This is a genomic window from Pseudomonas sp. TE3-3-F2023 (assembly GCF_036784815.1).
GTDB lineage: Bacteria > Pseudomonadota > Gammaproteobacteria > Pseudomonadales > Pseudomonadaceae > Aquipseudomonas > Aquipseudomonas pudica.
This window is the reverse complement of record NZ_CP145113.1, coordinates 2,262,493-2,279,915: the sequence shown is the minus strand read 5'-3', so window position 1 is coordinate 2,279,915 and position 17,423 is coordinate 2,262,493. Positions and strand designations below refer to the sequence as shown.

Annotated in this window: 12 protein-coding genes; 3 read left to right on the top strand and 9 right to left on the bottom strand. The window is 63.6% G+C overall.

Features of this window, described 5'->3' with window-relative positions; genetic code table 11:
* Window positions 1-48 precede the first annotated feature (48 nt).
* The 7 genes from rpsA to mtnA all read right to left on the bottom strand — a co-directional run bounded on the left by rpsA (window position 49) and on the right by mtnA (window position 11,584).
* Complete coding sequence (rpsA, locus tag V3314_RS10380; protein WP_003252673.1) at window positions 49-1,725, bottom strand: 30S ribosomal protein S1; 1,677 nt, start codon at window positions 1,723-1,725, stop codon at window positions 49-51.
* 124 nt (window positions 1,726-1,849) lie between these two features.
* Window positions 1,850-2,536 carry a (d)CMP kinase gene (cmk, locus tag V3314_RS10375; RefSeq protein ID WP_046615542.1) on the bottom strand — a complete coding sequence of 229 codons (687 nt, stop codon included), beginning with the start codon at window positions 2,534-2,536 and terminating at the stop codon, window positions 1,850-1,852.
* Complete coding sequence (locus V3314_RS10370) at window positions 2,533-4,740, bottom strand: bifunctional prephenate dehydrogenase/3-phosphoshikimate 1-carboxyvinyltransferase (protein ID WP_258229923.1); 2,208 nt, start codon at window positions 4,738-4,740, stop codon at window positions 2,533-2,535. Before V3314_RS10370 ends, cmk begins: the two co-directional genes overlap by 4 nt.
* Before the next feature lie 211 nt (window positions 4,741-4,951).
* A complete protein-coding gene (gene pheA / locus V3314_RS10365) occupies window positions 4,952-6,046 on the bottom strand; it encodes a prephenate dehydratase (RefSeq protein ID WP_013971453.1) in 1,095 nt (364 codons plus the stop codon).
* Window positions 6,046-7,131, bottom strand: coding sequence for a 3-phosphoserine/phosphohydroxythreonine transaminase (gene serC / locus V3314_RS10360; RefSeq protein ID WP_015269304.1), 1,086 nt, complete (start codon window positions 7,129-7,131; stop codon window positions 6,046-6,048). The genes pheA and serC overlap by 1 nt, the downstream gene beginning before the upstream one ends.
* Before the next feature lie 257 nt (window positions 7,132-7,388).
* Window positions 7,389-10,154 (bottom strand): DNA gyrase subunit A, encoded by a 2,766-nt coding sequence (gene gyrA, locus V3314_RS10355; RefSeq protein ID WP_085601025.1) that lies wholly within the window; start codon window positions 10,152-10,154, stop codon window positions 7,389-7,391.
* Window positions 10,155-10,507: 353 nt separating this feature from the next.
* Window positions 10,508-11,584 carry an S-methyl-5-thioribose-1-phosphate isomerase gene (gene mtnA / locus V3314_RS10350; RefSeq protein ID WP_085601024.1) on the bottom strand — a complete coding sequence of 359 codons (1,077 nt, stop codon included), beginning with the start codon at window positions 11,582-11,584 and terminating at the stop codon, window positions 10,508-10,510.
* A gap of 111 nt (window positions 11,585-11,695) precedes the next feature.
* Here mtnA and ubiG point away from each other — a divergent pair, with 111 nt between their 5' ends.
* From ubiG to V3314_RS10335, 3 genes are all read left to right on the top strand, one after another.
* Entirely contained in the window at window positions 11,696-12,394 is a 699-nt protein-coding gene (gene ubiG, locus V3314_RS10345; RefSeq protein ID WP_025338098.1) for a bifunctional 2-polyprenyl-6-hydroxyphenol methylase/3-demethylubiquinol 3-O-methyltransferase UbiG, read from the top strand.
* A gap of 2 nt (window positions 12,395-12,396) precedes the next feature.
* Window positions 12,397-13,068 carry an N-acetylmuramic acid 6-phosphate phosphatase MupP gene (mupP, locus tag V3314_RS10340; protein ID WP_108480530.1) on the top strand — a complete coding sequence of 224 codons (672 nt, stop codon included), beginning with the start codon at window positions 12,397-12,399 and terminating at the stop codon, window positions 13,066-13,068.
* Between the two features lie 151 nt (window positions 13,069-13,219).
* The gene (locus V3314_RS10335) at window positions 13,220-13,960 is read left to right on the top strand and encodes a YciK family oxidoreductase (RefSeq protein WP_108480529.1); all 741 of its coding nucleotides are present in this window, start codon (window positions 13,220-13,222) and stop codon (window positions 13,958-13,960) included.
* Window positions 13,961-14,078: 118 nt separating this feature from the next.
* Here V3314_RS10335 and V3314_RS10330 read toward each other — a convergent pair whose 3' ends face one another.
* Both V3314_RS10330 and V3314_RS10325 read right to left on the bottom strand, forming a co-directional pair.
* On the bottom strand, window positions 14,079-14,864 hold the full coding sequence (locus V3314_RS10330) for an iron-containing redox enzyme family protein (RefSeq protein WP_085601023.1): 786 nt from the start codon (window positions 14,862-14,864) through the stop codon (window positions 14,079-14,081).
* 30 nt (window positions 14,865-14,894) lie between these two features.
* On the bottom strand, window positions 14,895-17,351 hold the full coding sequence (locus V3314_RS10325) for an EAL domain-containing protein (RefSeq protein ID WP_046615548.1): 2,457 nt from the start codon (window positions 17,349-17,351) through the stop codon (window positions 14,895-14,897).
* Between the last annotated feature and the right edge of the window lie 72 nt (window positions 17,352-17,423).

Below are 17,423 nucleotides of genomic sequence, written 5' to 3'. Positions count from 1 at the left end.
AAAAAAAGGCGACCCGAAGGTCGCCTTTTTTTACCGATCAAACAGAACTCAGTTCTGCTTGGCCATTGCTTCGCGCAGCAGCGCAGCCATGGTGGTGTCGGCAGCCGCTTCCGGAGCGTTTTTCAGGCTCTGGATGGCTTCGCGCTCTTCAGCATCGTCCTTCGACTTGATGGACAGGCTGATAACGCGGGACTTGCGGTCAACGCTGATGATCTTGGCTTCGATCTCTTCGCCTTCCTTCAGGACGTTACGCGCGTCTTCAACGCGGTCACGGCTGATTTCGGAAGCTTTCAGAGTAGCTTCGATATCGTCGGCCAGAGTGACGATGGCGCCTTTGGCGTCAACTTCTTTCACGATGCCCTTGACGATAGCGCCCTTGTCATTGACAGCAACGAAGTTGGAGAACGGATCGTCTTCCAGCTGCTTGATGCCCAGGGAGATGCGCTCGCGCTCTGGGTCGACCGACAGGATGACGGTTTCCAGCTCGTCGCCCTTCTTGAAACGACGTACGGCTTCTTCGCCGGTTTCGTTCCAGGAGATGTCGGACAGGTGAACCAGACCGTCGATGCCGCCGTCCAGGCCGATGAAGATACCGAAGTCGGTGATCGACTTGATGGTACCGGTGATCTTGTCACCCTTGTTGAACTGGCCGGAGAAGTCTTCCCATGGGTTGGACTTGCACTGCTTGATGCCCAGGGAGATACGACGACGCTCTTCGTCGATGTCCAGAACCATGACTTCCACTTCGTCGCCAACCTGAACGACTTTCGACGGGTGGATGTTCTTGTTGGTCCAGTCCATTTCGGAAACGTGTACCAGACCTTCAACGCCTTCTTCCAGCTCAGCGAAGCAGCCGTAGTCGGTCAGGTTGGTAACGCGAGCCTGTACGCGAGTACCTTCTGGGTAACGGGCAGTGATAGCTACCCACGGATCTTCGCCCATCTGCTTCAGACCCAGCGAAACGCGGTTGCGCTCACGGTCGAACTTCAGAACGCGTACGTCGACTTCGTCGCCAACGTTAACGATTTCCGATGGGTGCTTGATGCGCTTCCAAGCCATGTCGGTGATGTGCAGCAGGCCGTCGATACCGCCCAGGTCCACGAAGGCGCCGTAGTCGGTGAGGTTCTTGACGATACCCTTGACCTGTTGGCCTTCCTGCAGGGTTTCCAGCAGGGCTTCGCGCTCGGCGCTGTTCTCGGCTTCCAGCACGCTGCGACGGGAAACGACAACGTTGTTGCGCTTCTGGTCCAGCTTGATGACCTTGAATTCCAGCTCTTTGCCTTCCAGGTGGGTGGTGTCGCGCACAGGGCGGACATCAACCAGGGAGCCCGGCAGGAACGCACGGATGCCGTTAACGTCGACAGTGAAGCCGCCCTTAACCTTACCGTTGATAACGCCCTTGACCACTTCTTCGGCGGCGAAAGCTGCTTCCAGAACAATCCAGCACTCGGCGCGCTTGGCTTTTTCACGGGACAGTTTGGTTTCGCCAAAGCCGTCTTCGACCGCGTCCAGCGCAACGTGAACTTCGTCACCGACCTTGATGGTCAGCTCGCCAGCTTCGTTGTAGAACTGCTCGAGCGGGATGACGCCCTCGGACTTCAGGCCAGCGTGTACGGTAACCCAGTCGCCGTCGATGTCGACAACGATACCGGTGATGATGGCACCCGGCTGAAGATTGAGGGTTTTCAGGCTTTCTTCAAAGAGTTCTGCAAAGCTTTCGCTCATTTTAATTCCTGTAGATTCGGGCGAAACAGACGCCCATAGCCACATTCCAGACAATGTGGGTTTGTTTTAAGTAAAGGAAAGCCGGCAGGACGTTGACTGGTGCCCCTGCCTGCTTTCCTAGCTATCAGAGAAGGTCGCGCAGTGCGATCTCGCTCCTGATACGTTGCAACACCTGCTCGATGGACAACTCGGTAGAGTCCAACTGAATGGCATCGACCGCTGGCTTCAGCGGGGCCACTGCACGTTGGGTGTCGCGTTCATCACGCGCACGAATCTCATCCAGCAGACTCGACAGACTAACATCTTCACCCTTGCCCTTCAACTGCAGGTAGCGGCGACGCGCCCGCTCCTCCGCGCTGGCGGTGAGGAAGACTTTCAGCGGCGCGTCCGGGAACACCACAGTGCCCATGTCGCGGCCGTCGGCAATCAGGCCCGGCGCCTCGCGAAATGCGCGCTGGCGCACCAGCAGCGCTTCACGCACTGCCGGCAGCGAAGCAACCATCGAGGCACCGGCACCTACGGTTTCGGTGCGGATGACGTTGCTGACGTCTTCACCCTCGAGGATGATCTGTTGCAGCTTACCGGGCTCGGCGGCGATGAACTGCACATCCAGATGGGCGGCAAGCTTGGTCAGCAGCTCTTCGTTGGTCAGGTCGACGCCGTGGTTGTTGGCGTTGAACGCCAGCAGACGGTACAGCGCGCCAGAGTCCAGCAACCTCCAGCCCAGCTCGCGGGCCAGCAGCCCGGCGACTGTGCCCTTGCCCGAACCGCTTGGGCCGTCGATGGTGATGACCGGCGCCAGGGCACTCACGACTTGCCCTCTTCCGCCACGCGGATGCCCACTTCGGCGCACAGCGCCAGGAAGTTGGGGAACGAGGTGGCGACGTTGGCGCAATCGTGGATGCGGATCGGTGCGCTGGCGCGCAGCGAGGCAACGCTGAAGGCCATGGCGATACGGTGGTCACCGTGGCCATGCACTTCGCCGCCACCCAACTGGCCGCCGTCGATGATGATGCCGTCCGGGGTCGGCTCGCACTTGATGCCCAGGGTGATCAGGCCGTCGGCCATGACCTGGATACGGTCGGATTCCTTCACCCGCAGCTCTTCGGCACCACGCAGCACGGTACGCCCTTCGGCGCAGGCAGCGGCGACGAACAGTACCGGGAATTCGTCGATGGCCAGTGGCACCAGCTCTTCAGGGATGTCGATCCCCTTCAGCTTGGCACCGCGCACACGCAGGTCGGCCACCGGCTCGCCCCCGACTTCACGCTGGTTTTCCAGGGTGATGTCACCGCCCATCAGGCGCAGGATGTCGATCACGCCGGTACGGGTCGGGTTGATGCCAACGTGCTCCAGCACCAGTTCGGAGCCTTCGGCGATGGACGCCGCCACCAGGAAGAACGCCGCCGAGGAAATGTCGGCCGGTACTTCGATACGGGTGGCAGTGAGCTTGCCGCCGGACTGCAGCGAGGCCACCGGGCCGTTGCTGTCGACGCTGTAGCCGAAGCCGCGCAGCATGCGCTCGGTGTGGTCACGGGTTGGTGCAGGCTCGGTGACGGTGGTCTTGCCTTCGGCGTACAGGCCGGCCAGCAGCAGGCAGGATTTGACCTGGGCACTGGCCATCGGCAGCGTGTAGGTCAGCGCCTTGAGCTTGTGGCCACCGCGGATGGTCAGCGGCGGGCGGCCTTCAGGGCCGGTCTCGACCACGGCACCCATCTCGCGCAGCGGGTTGGCCACACGGTTCATCGGGCGCTTGGACAGCGAAGCGTCGCCGGTCATGGTCACGTCGAATGGCTGGCCGGCCAGCAGGCCCGACAGCAGACGCATCGAGGTACCCGAGTTGCCCACATACAGCGGCCCGGGTGGCGGCTTGAGGCCGTGCAGGCCGACGCCGTGAATGGTCACGCGACCGTGGTTGGGGCCTTCGATGACCACGCCCATGTCACGGAATGCCTGCAGGGTCGCCAGCGCGTCCTCACCCTCGAGGAAGCCTTCGACCTCGGTGGTGCCTTCGGCCAGCGAGCCGAGCATGATCGAGCGGTGGGAAATCGACTTGTCGCCCGGTACGCGGATTCGCCCGGACAGGCGGCCACCCGGTTGGGCCAGGAAAATCAGATCGTTGGCGTTCATAGCGTCCACATAGGCCCGGCGGGCCAGGATTTTACTGAAATGCTCGCGGGCAACGCGTGCGCGGGTGAATACACCCAGCAGCTGATGCCCGTCCCCTTCAGCGATCGCGTCGCGCAAGGCGTCGAGATCGCTGCGATATGTATCAAGCGTGCGCAGGACAGCATCGCGGTTGGCGAGAAAGATGTCGTGCCACATGGTCGGGTCGCTGCCGGCGATTCTCGTGAAATCGCGGAAGCCTCCCGCAGCGTACCGGAAGATCTCGAGGTTTTCATTGCGCTTGGCCAGTGAATCGACCAGGCCGAAGGCCAGCAGGTGCGGCAGGTGGCTGGTGGCGGCAAGCACTTCGTCGTGGCGTTCGACCGACATGTGCTCCACATCGGCGCCCAGCTCGCGCCACAGGCGGTCGACCAGGGCCAGGGCGGCCGGGTCGGTTTCGGCCAGCGGCGTGAGGATGACCTTGTGCCGACGGAACAGGGTGGCATTGGAGGCCTCTACCCCGCTCTGCTCGGAGCCGGCGATGGGGTGGCCGGGGACGAAGCGTGGCAGGCGCTCTCCAAAGACGGCGCGCGCCTCACGCACGACATTGCCCTTGGCGCTGCCGACGTCGGTGATGACGGCATCGCCAAGGTCGAGCATGGCCAGGCGGGCCAGGACTTTTTCCATGGCCAGGATAGGCACGGCCAACTGGATGACATCGGCACCGACACAGGCGGCGGCAAGGTCTTGCTCGCAGCGATCGACCACGCCCAGGGCCACGGCCTGCTTGCGCGAAGGGGCATCCAGATCGACACCGACCACTTCGCGGCACAGGCCGCTTTCACGCAGGCCCTTGGCGAACGAGCCACCGATCAGGCCAAGGCCGACCACAACCAGGCGGTTGATGATTGGCGCGGGTTTGGTTGTTACTGCTTTTACCACTGGTGCGAACCCTGTTCAGAAATCTAGACAGCCTGTGAGGGCCATTGGGGCTGCGTTGCAGCCCATCGCGACACAAGGCCGCTCCTACAGGGGCCAGTACAGTTTCGAGGCCTGCACAATACCTGTAGGAGCGGCCTCGTGTCGCGATGGGGCGCGAAGCGGCCCCAACCATCTCAAATCAAAGCACCGCCTTCGGATACGAACCCAGCACCTTCAGCGCCACAGCCTCCTGGCTGATCTGCTCGAGCACCGCCTTGATCAGCGGGTCGCGGTGGTGGCCGACGAAGTCGATGAAGAACACGTAGGTCCACTTGCCGCTGCGCGACGGGCGGGTCTCGATGCGAGTCAGGTCGATGCCGTTCTGGTGGAACGGTACCAGCAGCTCGTGCAAGGCACCCGGCTTGTTGCTCATCGATACGATGATCGAGGTCTTGTCGTCGCCGGTCGGCGGCACTTCCTGGTTGCCGATCATCAGGAAGCGCGTGGAGTTGTCCGGGCGGTCTTCGATCTTTTCGGCCAGGCGAGTCAACCCGTACAGGTTGGCCGCCATGTCACCGGCGATCGCCGCCGAATTCCACTCGCCCTTGACCCGCTTGGCCGCCTCGGCATTGCTCGATACTGCCACGCGCTCCACATTCGGGTAATGCGCATCCAGCCACTTGCGGCACTGGGCCAGCGACTGGGCGTGGGAGTAGATGCGGGTGATGCTGTCGGTCTTGGTGTTCTCGCCCACCAGCAGGTGGTGGTGGATGCGCAACTCGACCTCGCCGCAAATCACCATGTCGTGCTCGAGGAAGCTGTCCAGGGTGTGGCTGACCGCGCCTTCGGTGGAGTTTTCCACCGGCACCACGCCAAAGTTGACGGCACCGGCCGCCACTTCGCGGAACACTTCGTCGATGGCCGCCATCGGCCGGCTGATCACCGCGTGGCCGAAGTGCTTCATGGCCGCGGCCTGGGTGAAGGTGCCTTCAGGGCCGAGGTAGGCGATTTTCAGAGGCTCTTCCAGGGCCAGGCACGACGACATGATTTCGCGGAACAGCCGCGCCATCTCTTCGTTGTCCAGCGGGCCCTTGTTGCGCTCCATCACGCGCTTGAGCACGGCGGCTTCACGCTCGGGGCGGTAGAACACCGGCTTTTCGCCTTCCGCCAGCGAGGCGGTCTTGACCTTGGCCACTTCCTGGGCGCAGCGGGCGCGCTCGCTGATCAGCTCGAGGATCTTCTCGTCGAGGCTGTCGATGCGAACGCGCAGCGCCTTCAGTTCGTGCTCGGACATCAGCCGTGCTCCTTCTCGAATTCGGCCATGTAGGCCACCAGGGCTTCGACTGCTTCAAGGCCCAGGGCGTTGTAGATGGAGGCGCGCATGCCGCCTACCGAACGATGGCCCTTGAGGTTGAGCAGGCCACGGGCGTCGGCGCCGGCGAGGAAGGCCTTGTCCAGGCGCTCGTCAGCCAGGCGGAACGGCACGTTCATCCACGAACGGGCGTTGTGGCTGATCGGGTTGGTGTAGAACTCGCTGCTGTCGATGAAACCGTACAGGCGGTCTTTCTTGGCGCGGTTGCGCTGCTCCATGGCATCGACGCCACCCTGCTCTTTCAGCCATTCAAACACCAGGCCCGAGAGGTACCAGGAGTAGGTGGCCGGGGTGTTGTACATCGAGCCGTTGTCGGCCGAGACCTTGTAGTCGAGCATGGTCGGGCAGCTGCTGCGGGCGCGGCCCAGCAGGTCTTCGCGCACGATCACCACTACCAGGCCGCTCGGGCCGATGTTCTTCTGCGCGCCGGCGTAGATCAGGCCGTACTGCGACACGTCGATCGGGCGCGAGAGGATGTCGGACGACATGTCGACCACCAGCGGCACGTCACCGGTTTCCGGCACCCAGTCGAACTGCAGGCCACCGATGGTCTCGTTGGACGCATAGTGCACGTAGGCGGCGTTCTTGGTCAGCTTCCACTCGTTCTGGCCCGGGATGGCCAGGTAGTCGTAGGGCTTGGCGCTGGCGGCGACGTTGACGTTGCCGAAGCGGCGCCCTTCCTCGATGGCCTTTTTCGACCAGATGCCGGTCTCGATGTAGTCGGCAGTGCCGTTTTCCGGCAGCAGGTTCAGCGGGATTTCGGCGAACTGCTGGCTGGCGCCCCCCTGCAGGAACAGCACCTTGTAGTTGGAGGGGACGGACAGCAGGTCACGCAGGTCCTGCTCGGCCTTTTCGGCGATGGCCACGTAGTCGTCGCTGCGATGGCTCATTTCCATCACCGACAAGCCCTTGCCACGCCAGTCCAGCATCTCGGCCTGAGCGCGCTGCAGAACAGCGTCAGGAAGCGCAGCAGGGCCTGCGCAGAAGTTAAAGGCTCGTTTGCTCACATCCACTCTCGCTCTGCCAAATGGTACAAAATCTTAATTCGGTGCCGACCCGTCAAGACTGTGTCGCCTGCCATGGGCCTGCTTTGCAGGCCATCGCCGGCAAGCCAGCTCCCACAGGGACCGCACAAACCTCAAAGCTCGCGCCGGACCTGTGGGAGCCCGGCTTGCCGGCGATGGGCCGCACAGCGGCCCCAATGACCTGGCCTGATCAGTCAAACGGGGCGACCTTGGTCGCCCCGTTCGGGTTTTACGCTTGCTTACTCCTGCGGGGCCTCTTCGGCGCCAGCAGCTTCTTCGTTGTCTGGCGCTTCAGCCTCGACGCCCTCTTCGTCCGCCTCGATCACATCATCGAGTTCGTCCTCGGAAGGCTCCTGGATACGCTCCAGGCCCACCAGCGTCTCGTCGGCAGCCAGCTTGATCAAGGTCACGCCCTGGGTGTTACGGCCCAGGCTGGACACTTCACCAACGCGGGTACGCACCAGCGTGCCCTGGTCGGAAATCAGCATGATCTCTTCGCCTTCCTGCACCTGGATGGCGCCGATCAGCAGGCCATTGCGCCCCTTGGTGCCCATGGCTATCACGCCCTGGCCACCACGGCCGCGACGCGGGAACTTGGACAGCGGGGTGCGCTTGCCAAAGCCACGCTCGGAGGCAGTGAGGATCTGCGCGCCGGATTCCGGGATCAGCATGGAGATGATCTGCTGGCCCTTGCCCAGCTTCATGCCGCGCACGCCACGGGCGTTACGGCCCATCTCGCGCACCACGCTTTCAGCGAAGCGGATCACCTTGCCAGCGTCGGAGAACATCATGACTTCCTTGGCACCGTCGGTGATGGCCGCAGCGATCAGGGTGTCACCTTCCTTCAGCTTCAGGGCGATCAAGCCGTTGGAGCGCGGACGGGCGAACTGCACCAGCGGGGTCTTCTTCACGGTACCCGAAGCGGTGGCCATGAAGATGTAGGCGCCGGTCGGCTCGGCCACCCACTCAGGGGTATCGCCGTCTTCCTCGTCCACTTCCTCGGCCTCGACCACTTCGCCTTCGAGCACGGTGTCTTCCGCGTCCTCCAGCTCTTCGTCGGCGTCAGCATTCTGCTGCAGGGCCTCGAGGTCGATCTGCAGCATGGCGGTGATGCGCTCACCTTCCTCCAGCGGCAACAGGTTGACCAGCGGGCGACCGCGGGCGGCGCGGGACGCTTCAGGGATGTCGTAGGTCTTCAGCCAGTAAACCTTGCCCTTGCTGGAGAACAGCAGCAGGGTGGCGTGGCTGTTGGCAACCAGCAGGTGCTCGACGTAGTCCTCGTCCTTCACCCCGGTAGCCGACTTGCCTTTGCCGCCCCGGCGCTGGGCCTGGTAGGCGGACAGCGGCTGGGTCTTGGCGTAGCCGCCGTGGGAGATGGTCACCACGCGCTCTTCTTCCGGGATCATGTCGCCGTAGTTGAGGTCGTGGCGCGCATCGAGGATTTCGGTACGGCGGGCATCGCCATATTCGGCGCGGATAGCTTCCAGCTCTTCGCGGATCACTTCCATCAGGCGCTCGGCGCTGCTGAGGATGCGGATCAGTTCGCCGATCTGCTCGAGGATTTCCTGGTACTCGGCCAGCAGCTTCTCGTGCTCCAGGCCGGTCAGGCGGTGCAGGCGCAGGTCGAGAATGGCCTGGGCCTGTTCCGGCGACAGGTAGTACTTGCCTTCACGCAGGCCGTACTGCTCCGGCAGGTCCTCGGGGCGGCAGGAATCGGCGCCGGCACGCTCGACCATGACCTGCACGGCACTGGATTCCCAGGCAGTGGAAACCAGGGCTTCCTTGGCTTCGGACGGGGTCGGCGAGGCCTTGATCAGGGCGATGACCGGGTCGATGTTGGACAGCGCGACCGCCTGGCCTTCAAGGATATGGCCGCGTTCGCGGGCCTTGCGCAGCTCGAACACGGTACGGCGGGTCACCACTTCACGGCGGTGACGCACGAACGCTTCGAGCAGGTCCTTGAGGTTGAGCAGGCGCGGACGGCCGTCGACCAGGGCCACCACGTTGATGCCGAATACGCTCTGCAGCTGGGTTTGCTGGTAGAGGTTGTTGAGCACCACCTCCGGCACCTCGCCACGGCGCAGCTCGATGACGATGCGCATGCCGTCCTTGTCGGACTCGTCGCGCAGCTCGGTGATGCCTTCGATCTTCTTCTCTTTGACCAGCTCGGCGATCTTCTCGATCAGGCGAGCCTTGTTCAGCTGGTACGGCAGCTCGGTAACCACGATCTGCTGGCGGCCACCGACCTTGTCGATGTCTTCGACCTCGGAGCGGGCACGCATGTAGATGCGACCCCGGCCGGTACGATAGGCCTCGATGATGCCCTGACGGCCGTTGATCAGGCCTGCAGTCGGGAAGTCCGGGCCAGGGATGTGCTGCATCAGCTCATCGATGGTGACTTCGGGGTTGTCGATGAGCGCCAGGCAGCCATCGATGACCTCGCCGAGGTTGTGCGGCGGGATGTTGGTCGCCATGCCCACGGCGATACCGCTGGAGCCGTTGACCAGCAGGTTGGGAATACGGGTCGGCATGACCGCCGGGATCTGCTCGGTGCCGTCATAGTTGGGCACCCAGTCGACGGTCTCCTTGTGCAGGTCGGCCAGCAGCTCGTGGGCCAGCTTGGCCATGCGCACTTCGGTGTATCGCATGGCGGCGGCGTTGTCGCCGTCCACCGAACCGAAGTTGCCCTGGCCGTCGACCAGCAGGTAGCGCAGCGAGAACGGCTGGGCCATACGCACGATGGTGTCGTAGACCGCGGTGTCGCCGTGCGGGTGGTATTTACCGATCACGTCACCGACCACACGGGCGGATTTCTTGTACGGCTTGTTCCAGTCGTTGCCCAGTTCGCTCATCGCATAGAGAACGCGACGATGCACGGGCTTCAAGCCGTCACGCGCATCGGGCAGCGCTCGCCCGACAATCACGCTCATCGCGTAGTCGAGGTAGGACTGTCTCAGTTCGTCTTCGATATTGACCGGGAGGATTTCTTTGGCCAGTTCGCCCATGAGAAGCCTGATTCCTTTTTCTGGTGAAACTTCGCAGCTCCATCAAGGGCCGAACGAAGCTCGCCGCCGCAACGCATAAGGGTGCGACGACTTACGACAAATCAATGAGTTGTGCCATGGATCTGCGCAATGAAGGCCGCCGTGGTGGGCGGTCTTGGAAACTGCCGGATGTTATCACAAAGGCAGGGGCGGTGGGGAGATGTGGCAGGTGGCCTCACACGAGGTTGAATCTTCGGATTTTCACTGGCTTCTTCGCGGGCACGCCCGCTCCCACAGGGATATCGCAACACTCGAGAGTGGTGGTGTCCCTGTGGGAGCGGGCGTGCCCGCGAAGAGGCCAGCGAGGTTTCCGATCAGTGCAGGCGCTTGCGGCAGACCAATTGTGCCAGCTTGGCGGCATCCGGCCGCTCGACGATACCGCGCTCGGTCACGATCACATCGATCAGGTCGGCCGGGGTCACATCGAATACCGGGTTGAACACCTCCACATCCGGCGCCACCCGGGTGCCGCCAATGTCCAGCAACTCGTCGGCAGCGCGTTCTTCCAGCGGGATGTCCTCGCCCGTGGCCAGGTTCAGGTCAATGCTGGTGCTCGGCGCCACCACCATGAATCGCACGCCGTGGTGCATGGCGCTGACCGCCAGCTGGTAGGTACCGATCTTGCCGGCCACGTCGCCGTTGGCGGCGATGCAGTCCGCCCCCACCACCACCCAGGTAATGCCCTTCATCTTCATCAGGTGGGCCAGCGCCGAGTCGGCGCACAGGGTCACCGGGATGCCTTCGTTGGCCAGTTCCCAGGCAGTCAGGCGCGAACCATGCAGCCAGGGGCGGGTCTCGCCGGCATACACCCGCTCGACCATGCCCTCCAGGTAACCGGCGCGGATCACCCCCAGGGCGGTACCGAAGCCACCACAGGCAAGGGCGCCGGCATTACCGTATGTGAGCAGGGCCTGGGCGTTGCCCTGGTGGCGGCGGATCAGCTCGATACCGTGCTGGGCCATGGTCAGGTTGGCTTCGCGGTCACTTTCGTGGATGGCCACCGCTTCGGCCTCCAGCGCCGCCAGCACGCCTTCGTCCGGACGCAGCCGCTGCAGGCGCTCACGCATGCGGTTCAGCGCCCAGAACAGGTTGGCGGCGGTAGGGCGCGCTTCAGCCAGGACGAGGAAGTCTTCTTCCAGGTCCATTTCCCAGTCGCCGCCCTCGGCCAGCCGCTCTTCCAGGGCCAGCACCAGGCCATAGGCCGCGGCAATGCCGATGGCCGAGGCGCCGCGCACGGCCATGTCGCGGATCGCCACTGCCACCTGCGCGACATTGTCGCAGGCCAGCCAGCGTTCTTCCGACGGCAGCAGGCGCTGGTCGAGCAGGTGCAAGACGCCGCCCTGCCAGCGGATCCCAGTCACCTTCTCCGCCGCCAAAAGTCGCTCGCGCATCGCCTCTCCCCGTCGTTCGGATATCAAAAGCCGGCGATTATAGCGACCCTCGGGGCCGAGCGCTCGGGTATACTCCGGCGCAATTTTGCGAAGTTTCAGAGGACTGTTCTAATGAGCAACGTCGACCGCGCCGAAATCGCCAAGTTCGAAGCGCTGGCCCACCGCTGGTGGGACCGCGAAAGCGAGTTCAAGCCGCTGCACGAAATCAACCCGCTGCGCGTCAACTGGATCGACGAGCGCGCCAGCCTCGCCGGCAAGAAAGTGCTGGACGTGGGTTGCGGCGGCGGCATCCTCAGCGAGGCGATGGCCCTGCGCGGCGCCACGGTCACCGGCATCGACATGGGCGAGGCGCCACTGGCGGTGGCCCAGCTGCACCAGCTGGAGTCGGGCGTGCAGGTGGAATACCGGCAGATCACCGCCGAAGCCCTGGCCGAGGAAATGCCTGAACAGTTCGACGTGGTCACCTGCCTGGAAATGCTCGAGCACGTGCCCGACCCGTCTTCGGTCATCCGCGCCTGCTACCGCATGGTAAAGCCGGGCGGCCAGGTGTTCTTCTCCACCATCAACCGCAACCCCAAGGCTTACCTGCTGGCCATCGTCGGCGCCGAGTACATCCTGAAGATGCTGCCGCGCGGTACCCACGACTTCAAGAAGTTCATCCGCCCGTCCGAGCTGGGCGCCTGGAGCCGTGTTGCCGGCCTGCAGGTGAAAGACATCATCGGCCTGACCTACAACCCGCTGACCAAGCACTACAAGCTCAGCAGCGACGTTGACGTCAACTACATGATCCAGACCCTGCGCGAGGAATGAGCATGCGTTTGCAAGCAGTACTCTTCGACATGGACGGCACCTTGCTCGACACGGCGCCGGACTTCATCGCCATCTGCCAGGCCATGCTCGCCGAGCGCGGCCTGCCGGCCGTCGATGACAAGTTGATCCGCGACGTGATCTCGGGCGGTGCCCGGGCAATGGTCGCCGCGACCTTCGCCATGAGCCCGGAGGCCGAGGGCTTCGAGGCGCTGCGCCTGGAGTTCCTCGAGCGCTACCAGCGTGACTGTGCGGTGCACAGCAAGCTGTTCGACGGCATGGCCGAGCTGCTGGCCGACATCGAGAAAGGCAACCTGCTGTGGGGCGTGGTCACCAACAAGCCGGTGCGCTTCGCCGAGCCGATCATGCAGCAACTGGGCCTGGCCGAGCGGTCGGCGCTGCTGATCTGCCCGGACCATGTCAAGAACAGCAAGCCCGACCCCGAGCCGCTGATCCTCGCCTGCAAGACCCTGGGCCTGGAGCCGGCCAGCGTGCTGTTCGTCGGCGACGACCTGCGCGACATCGAGTCTGGCCGCGACGCCGGCACCCGCACAGCGGCGGTGCGCTACGGCTATATTCATCCAGAGGACAACCCCAACAACTGGGGCGCCGACGTGGTGGTGGACCACCCGCTGGAACTGCGCAAGGTGATCGACAGCGCGCTGTGCGGCTGCTGAACCCCGTCTAGACCGCAGCACAGCCCCTGTGGGAGCGGGTTCACCCGCGAATGCGCCAGCCCAGGCGACACCGGCGCCTGATAGTACGCATTCGCGGGCAAACCCGCTCCCACGGGGAGGGTGCCGCGCCAACGAACTCGAAGGACCTACCATGTTCGACTACACCGCCCGCCCCGACCTGCTGCAAGGTCGGGTCATCCTGGTTACCGGTGCCGGCCGCGGCATCGGCGCCGCTGCTGCCAAGGCCTACGCTGCGCTGGGCGCCACCGTGCTGCTGCTGGGCAAGACCGAGGCCAACCTCAACGAGATCTACGACCAGATCGAAGCCGCCGGGCACCCGCAACCGGTGGTGATCCCGTTCAACCTGGAAACCGCCCTGCCCCACCAGTACGACGAACTGGCGGTGATGATCGAGGACCAGTTCGGCCGCCTCGACGGCCTGCTGAACAACGCTTCGATCATCGGCCCGCGCACGCCGCTGGAGCAGCTGTCGGGTGACAACTTCATGCGCGTGATGCACATCAACGTCAATGCCACCTTCATGCTCACCAGCACCCTGCTGCCGCTGCTGAAGCTGTCGGAAGACGCTTCGGTGGTGTTCACCAGCAGCAGCGTCGGGCGCAAGGGCCGGGCCTACTGGGGCGCCTACGGCGTGTCCAAGTTCGCCACCGAGGGCCTGATGCAAACCCTGGCCGATGAACTGGAAGGCGTGGCACCGGTGCGCGCCAACAGCATCAACCCGGGTGCCACGCGCACGGCGATGCGGGCACAGGCCTACCCCAGCGAAAACCCGCAGAACAACCCGCTGCCGGAAGAGATCATGCCGGTATACCTGTACCTGATGGGGCCGGACAGCAAAGGGGTGAATGGGCAGGCGTTCAACGCCCAGTAGGCCTGCACCGGCCTCTTCGCGGGCACGCCCGCTCCCACAGGATCACCACAGCCCTTGAGGACTGCGCCATACCTGTGGGAGCGGGCATGCCCGCGAAGAGGCCGGGACAGGAGAGCGATCAGCCCGCTGCCAACACCGGGCGCATGCGCCCCTGTTGGCGCCCTTCCAGCTGCATGCACCGTTCCAGGAACAGGTACATGCAGTCATAACTCTTGCAAATCGCCTTGCGCAGTTCATTGCGCAGCCCCTGGGTCGGGTTCTCGCCGGCCAGGGTGCAGATGATCTCCAGCGCCTCCCACGGGTGCGCATCGTCATACTGGGCATGCATCTTCAGCCACTTCATCGCCCGCTTGCGCTGGTCCTCCGGGAAGCCCTGCGCATAGGTGTCGGTGGAGCACACCACCGCCGACCATTCACCGGTCGCACCTTCGATGGCGTAATTGGTCGCCGCCATGGAAATGGCCAGGTTCTCGGTGGCGCACACGCGCCAGCACCAGTCATTCAGGCCGTTCAGCTCTGGCGGCACATCCTGGGCCTGCAGCTCGTGCAGGTGCACGCCATGCGCCTGGCACCAGTTCACCCAGTAGTCAGCGTGGTTGAGCTCGACACGAATGTTGCGCATCAGCCAGCGCCGCGCCATGTCTTCGCCCTGATGGCGGCCATAGCGGGTCTTGGTCAGGTTGTGGGCCATGTACAGCGAAAACTGCTCCACCACCGGCCAGCCACCTATCAGGTACTGGCGAATGGTCGATTGCTTCAGCTGGCCATCGCGCAGGCGCGCGTAGAACTCATGCTCCACTACCCGGCGCTTGCTCTCGCGGCAGTCTTCAATCAGTTGCTGGGCCCATTGGGGGTAGCTGGCGGGGTCCATCAAAGGCCCGATACGAACGAATGCGTCAATCACTTTCAGCTCCTTGATCCTTGTGATTTCTAGCTAGCGAAACGTGCCAGGTGCCCGCTGCAACAGAGGCCGGGCGGCGATCCGTTGGCGCTGCAGACTGTCACAGGTGAACACCTGAGGGCGTTCGATGAGATAGCCCTGGGCGTAATCCACGCCAATTTCCTGCAAGGCCTGCTCGATCAAGGGTGTTTCGACGAATTCGGCGATGGTGCGCTTGCCCATTACATGACCGATATGGTTGATGACCTCGACCATGGCCCGGTTGACCGGGTCGTCGAGCATGTCCTTGACGAAACTCCCGTCGATCTTCAGGTAGTCCACAGGCAAATGCTTGAGATAGGCGAACGACGACATGCCGGCGCAGAAATCATCGAGCGAGAAGCGACAACCGAGCCCCTTCAATTCGTTGATGAAGCGGATGGCGCTGCCAAGGTTGGCTATGGCGCTGGTTTCGGTGATTTCGAAACAGATCATCCGTGGCGGAATGGCGTATTCGACGAACAGGCGCTGCAGGTACTCGAGGAACTTGTCATCGCCAATGCTCGACCCCGACAGGTTGATTGCGCAGATCGACAACGGCCCCTCGCGCCCTTCGTCCAGGCATTGGCGGATAACCAGGAACACATTGCGCACCACCCAGCGGTCCAGCGCGGTCATCAGGCCGTAGCGCTCGGCCGCCGGGATGAAGCTGCTGGGCAGGATGGTACGCCCGCTCTCGTCGTGCAGGCGCAGCAGGATTTCGATATGCCCGGGGCCCTCGAAGGTTTTCAGTGGGGCGATTTCCTGGGCGTACAGGCAGAAGCGGTTTTCTTCCAGGGCCACGTGCAAGCGCTGGATCCAGGCCATTTCACCAAAGCGCATGGACAGTTCGCTGTCGTCGGCATGGTACACCTGCACGCGGTTGCGGCCCTTTTCCTTGGCCATGTAGCAAGCCATGTCGGCGGCGCGCAGCGAGGTCTCGAGGGTACCGGGGGACTGGGCCATGTGCACCAGGCCGACGCTGACGGTGGTGACGAACGGCCGCCCTTTCCACACGAAATGCAGGCTTTGCACCAGCTGGCGCAGCTGCTCGGCAATGCGCTCGGCCTGGTCGGGCGGGCAGTTTTCCAGCAGCACGCCAAATTCATCCCCACCCAGCCGAGCCAGGGTGTCGCCTTCGCGCAGGCCGGACTGCAGCACGGCGCAGATGTGCCGCAGCAGCTCGTCGCCAGCGGCATGCCCGCAGGTATCGTTGACCAGTTTGAACTGGTCGAGGTCGAGGAACATCAGCGAATGCCGCCCGGCCTGGCGCGCCAGGTCATTGAGTGCCTGCTCCAGGCGGTATTCGAACTCGCGGCGGTTGGCCAGGCCGGTCAGGGCGTCGTGGGTCGCCTGCCAGGACAGGTTGGCGATGTACTGGCGCTCCTGGGTCATGTCGTGCAGCACCAGCACGATGCCGCTGACCTGGCCGTCATTGACGATCGGCGAGCCGACCAGGTTGACCGACACGGTGCTACCGTCCAGGCGCTGGATCAGCCGGGCATGCTCGGCGCCACCCTTGAGGCTGCCGCTGAGCACCTGTTCGACCAGGCTGCGGCCATCTTCCTCGGCCTGCTCGTCCACCAGGCTGAACAGCGCCGACAGCGGCAGGCCCTGGGCCTGGCCGGCCTGCCAGTGGGTCAGTTGCTCGGCGGCCGGGTTCATGTAGCCGATACTGCCCTCCACATCGGCGGTAATCACCGCATCGCCAATGGCCTGCAGGGTGATCTGCGCCCGCTCCTTTTCTTCCTGCAGGGCGCTGGCAAAGGCCTGGCGCTGGGCCAGCAGCTTGCTGGAGCGGCGCCAGGCAATGGCAATCAGGAACATCGCGGTCAGCAGGTTGGTGATCAGCAGCACCCGCAGCAACATGCGCGAGCCCTCGCCCAAGGCATCGCTGAACGCCTTGGCGGCCGGGGTTACCCCTTCGTTGATGGTGACGATGCGCGCCTTCCAGTCGCTGAGCGTGCGGGCGTCGACCGGGCCAGCAGCAAAGCTGCTGCGCATTTCCATGGCCAGCATATCCAGCTTGCCCAGGTAGTCGTCGCCGATATCCCAGTAGTCGATGGCCGTCTGCATGTAGCTGACGTTGCGAAAGTTGCGGTAGAACCAGATGATCCGCTCGACATCGTCGGGGTGGTTGCCGCCTTGCAGCACGGCCTGGCGCGCGGCGTCCAGGTCGGGGCTGGGCTGGTCCAGCACTTCGCGCAACTGGTGGTCGCCCTGGGGCACGGTGATGGCCTGGCGATAACGATGGTAGGTGCTGTCGTCGCGGGTTTCGCCGTACAGGGTGAGGTAGTAGATGGCGTCTTTCTGCGCCTTGGACCACAGGCTTTCGCCCGCGACATAGGCACGCACGGCCGAGAGCGTATAAAGGCTGAGGCTGCCCAAGGCTACCTGGAAGACCACAACAGCGATGAAGGGCCAGGTGATGCCGAGCAACTTTGGCGCTTCTAGAGTGCGATGTCCCTTCATGGAGTCCCTGTCACAGAGCAGATAAGGCGCAAATCAACCCAGACAAAGCACAGCGTAGGCCATTTGCCATCC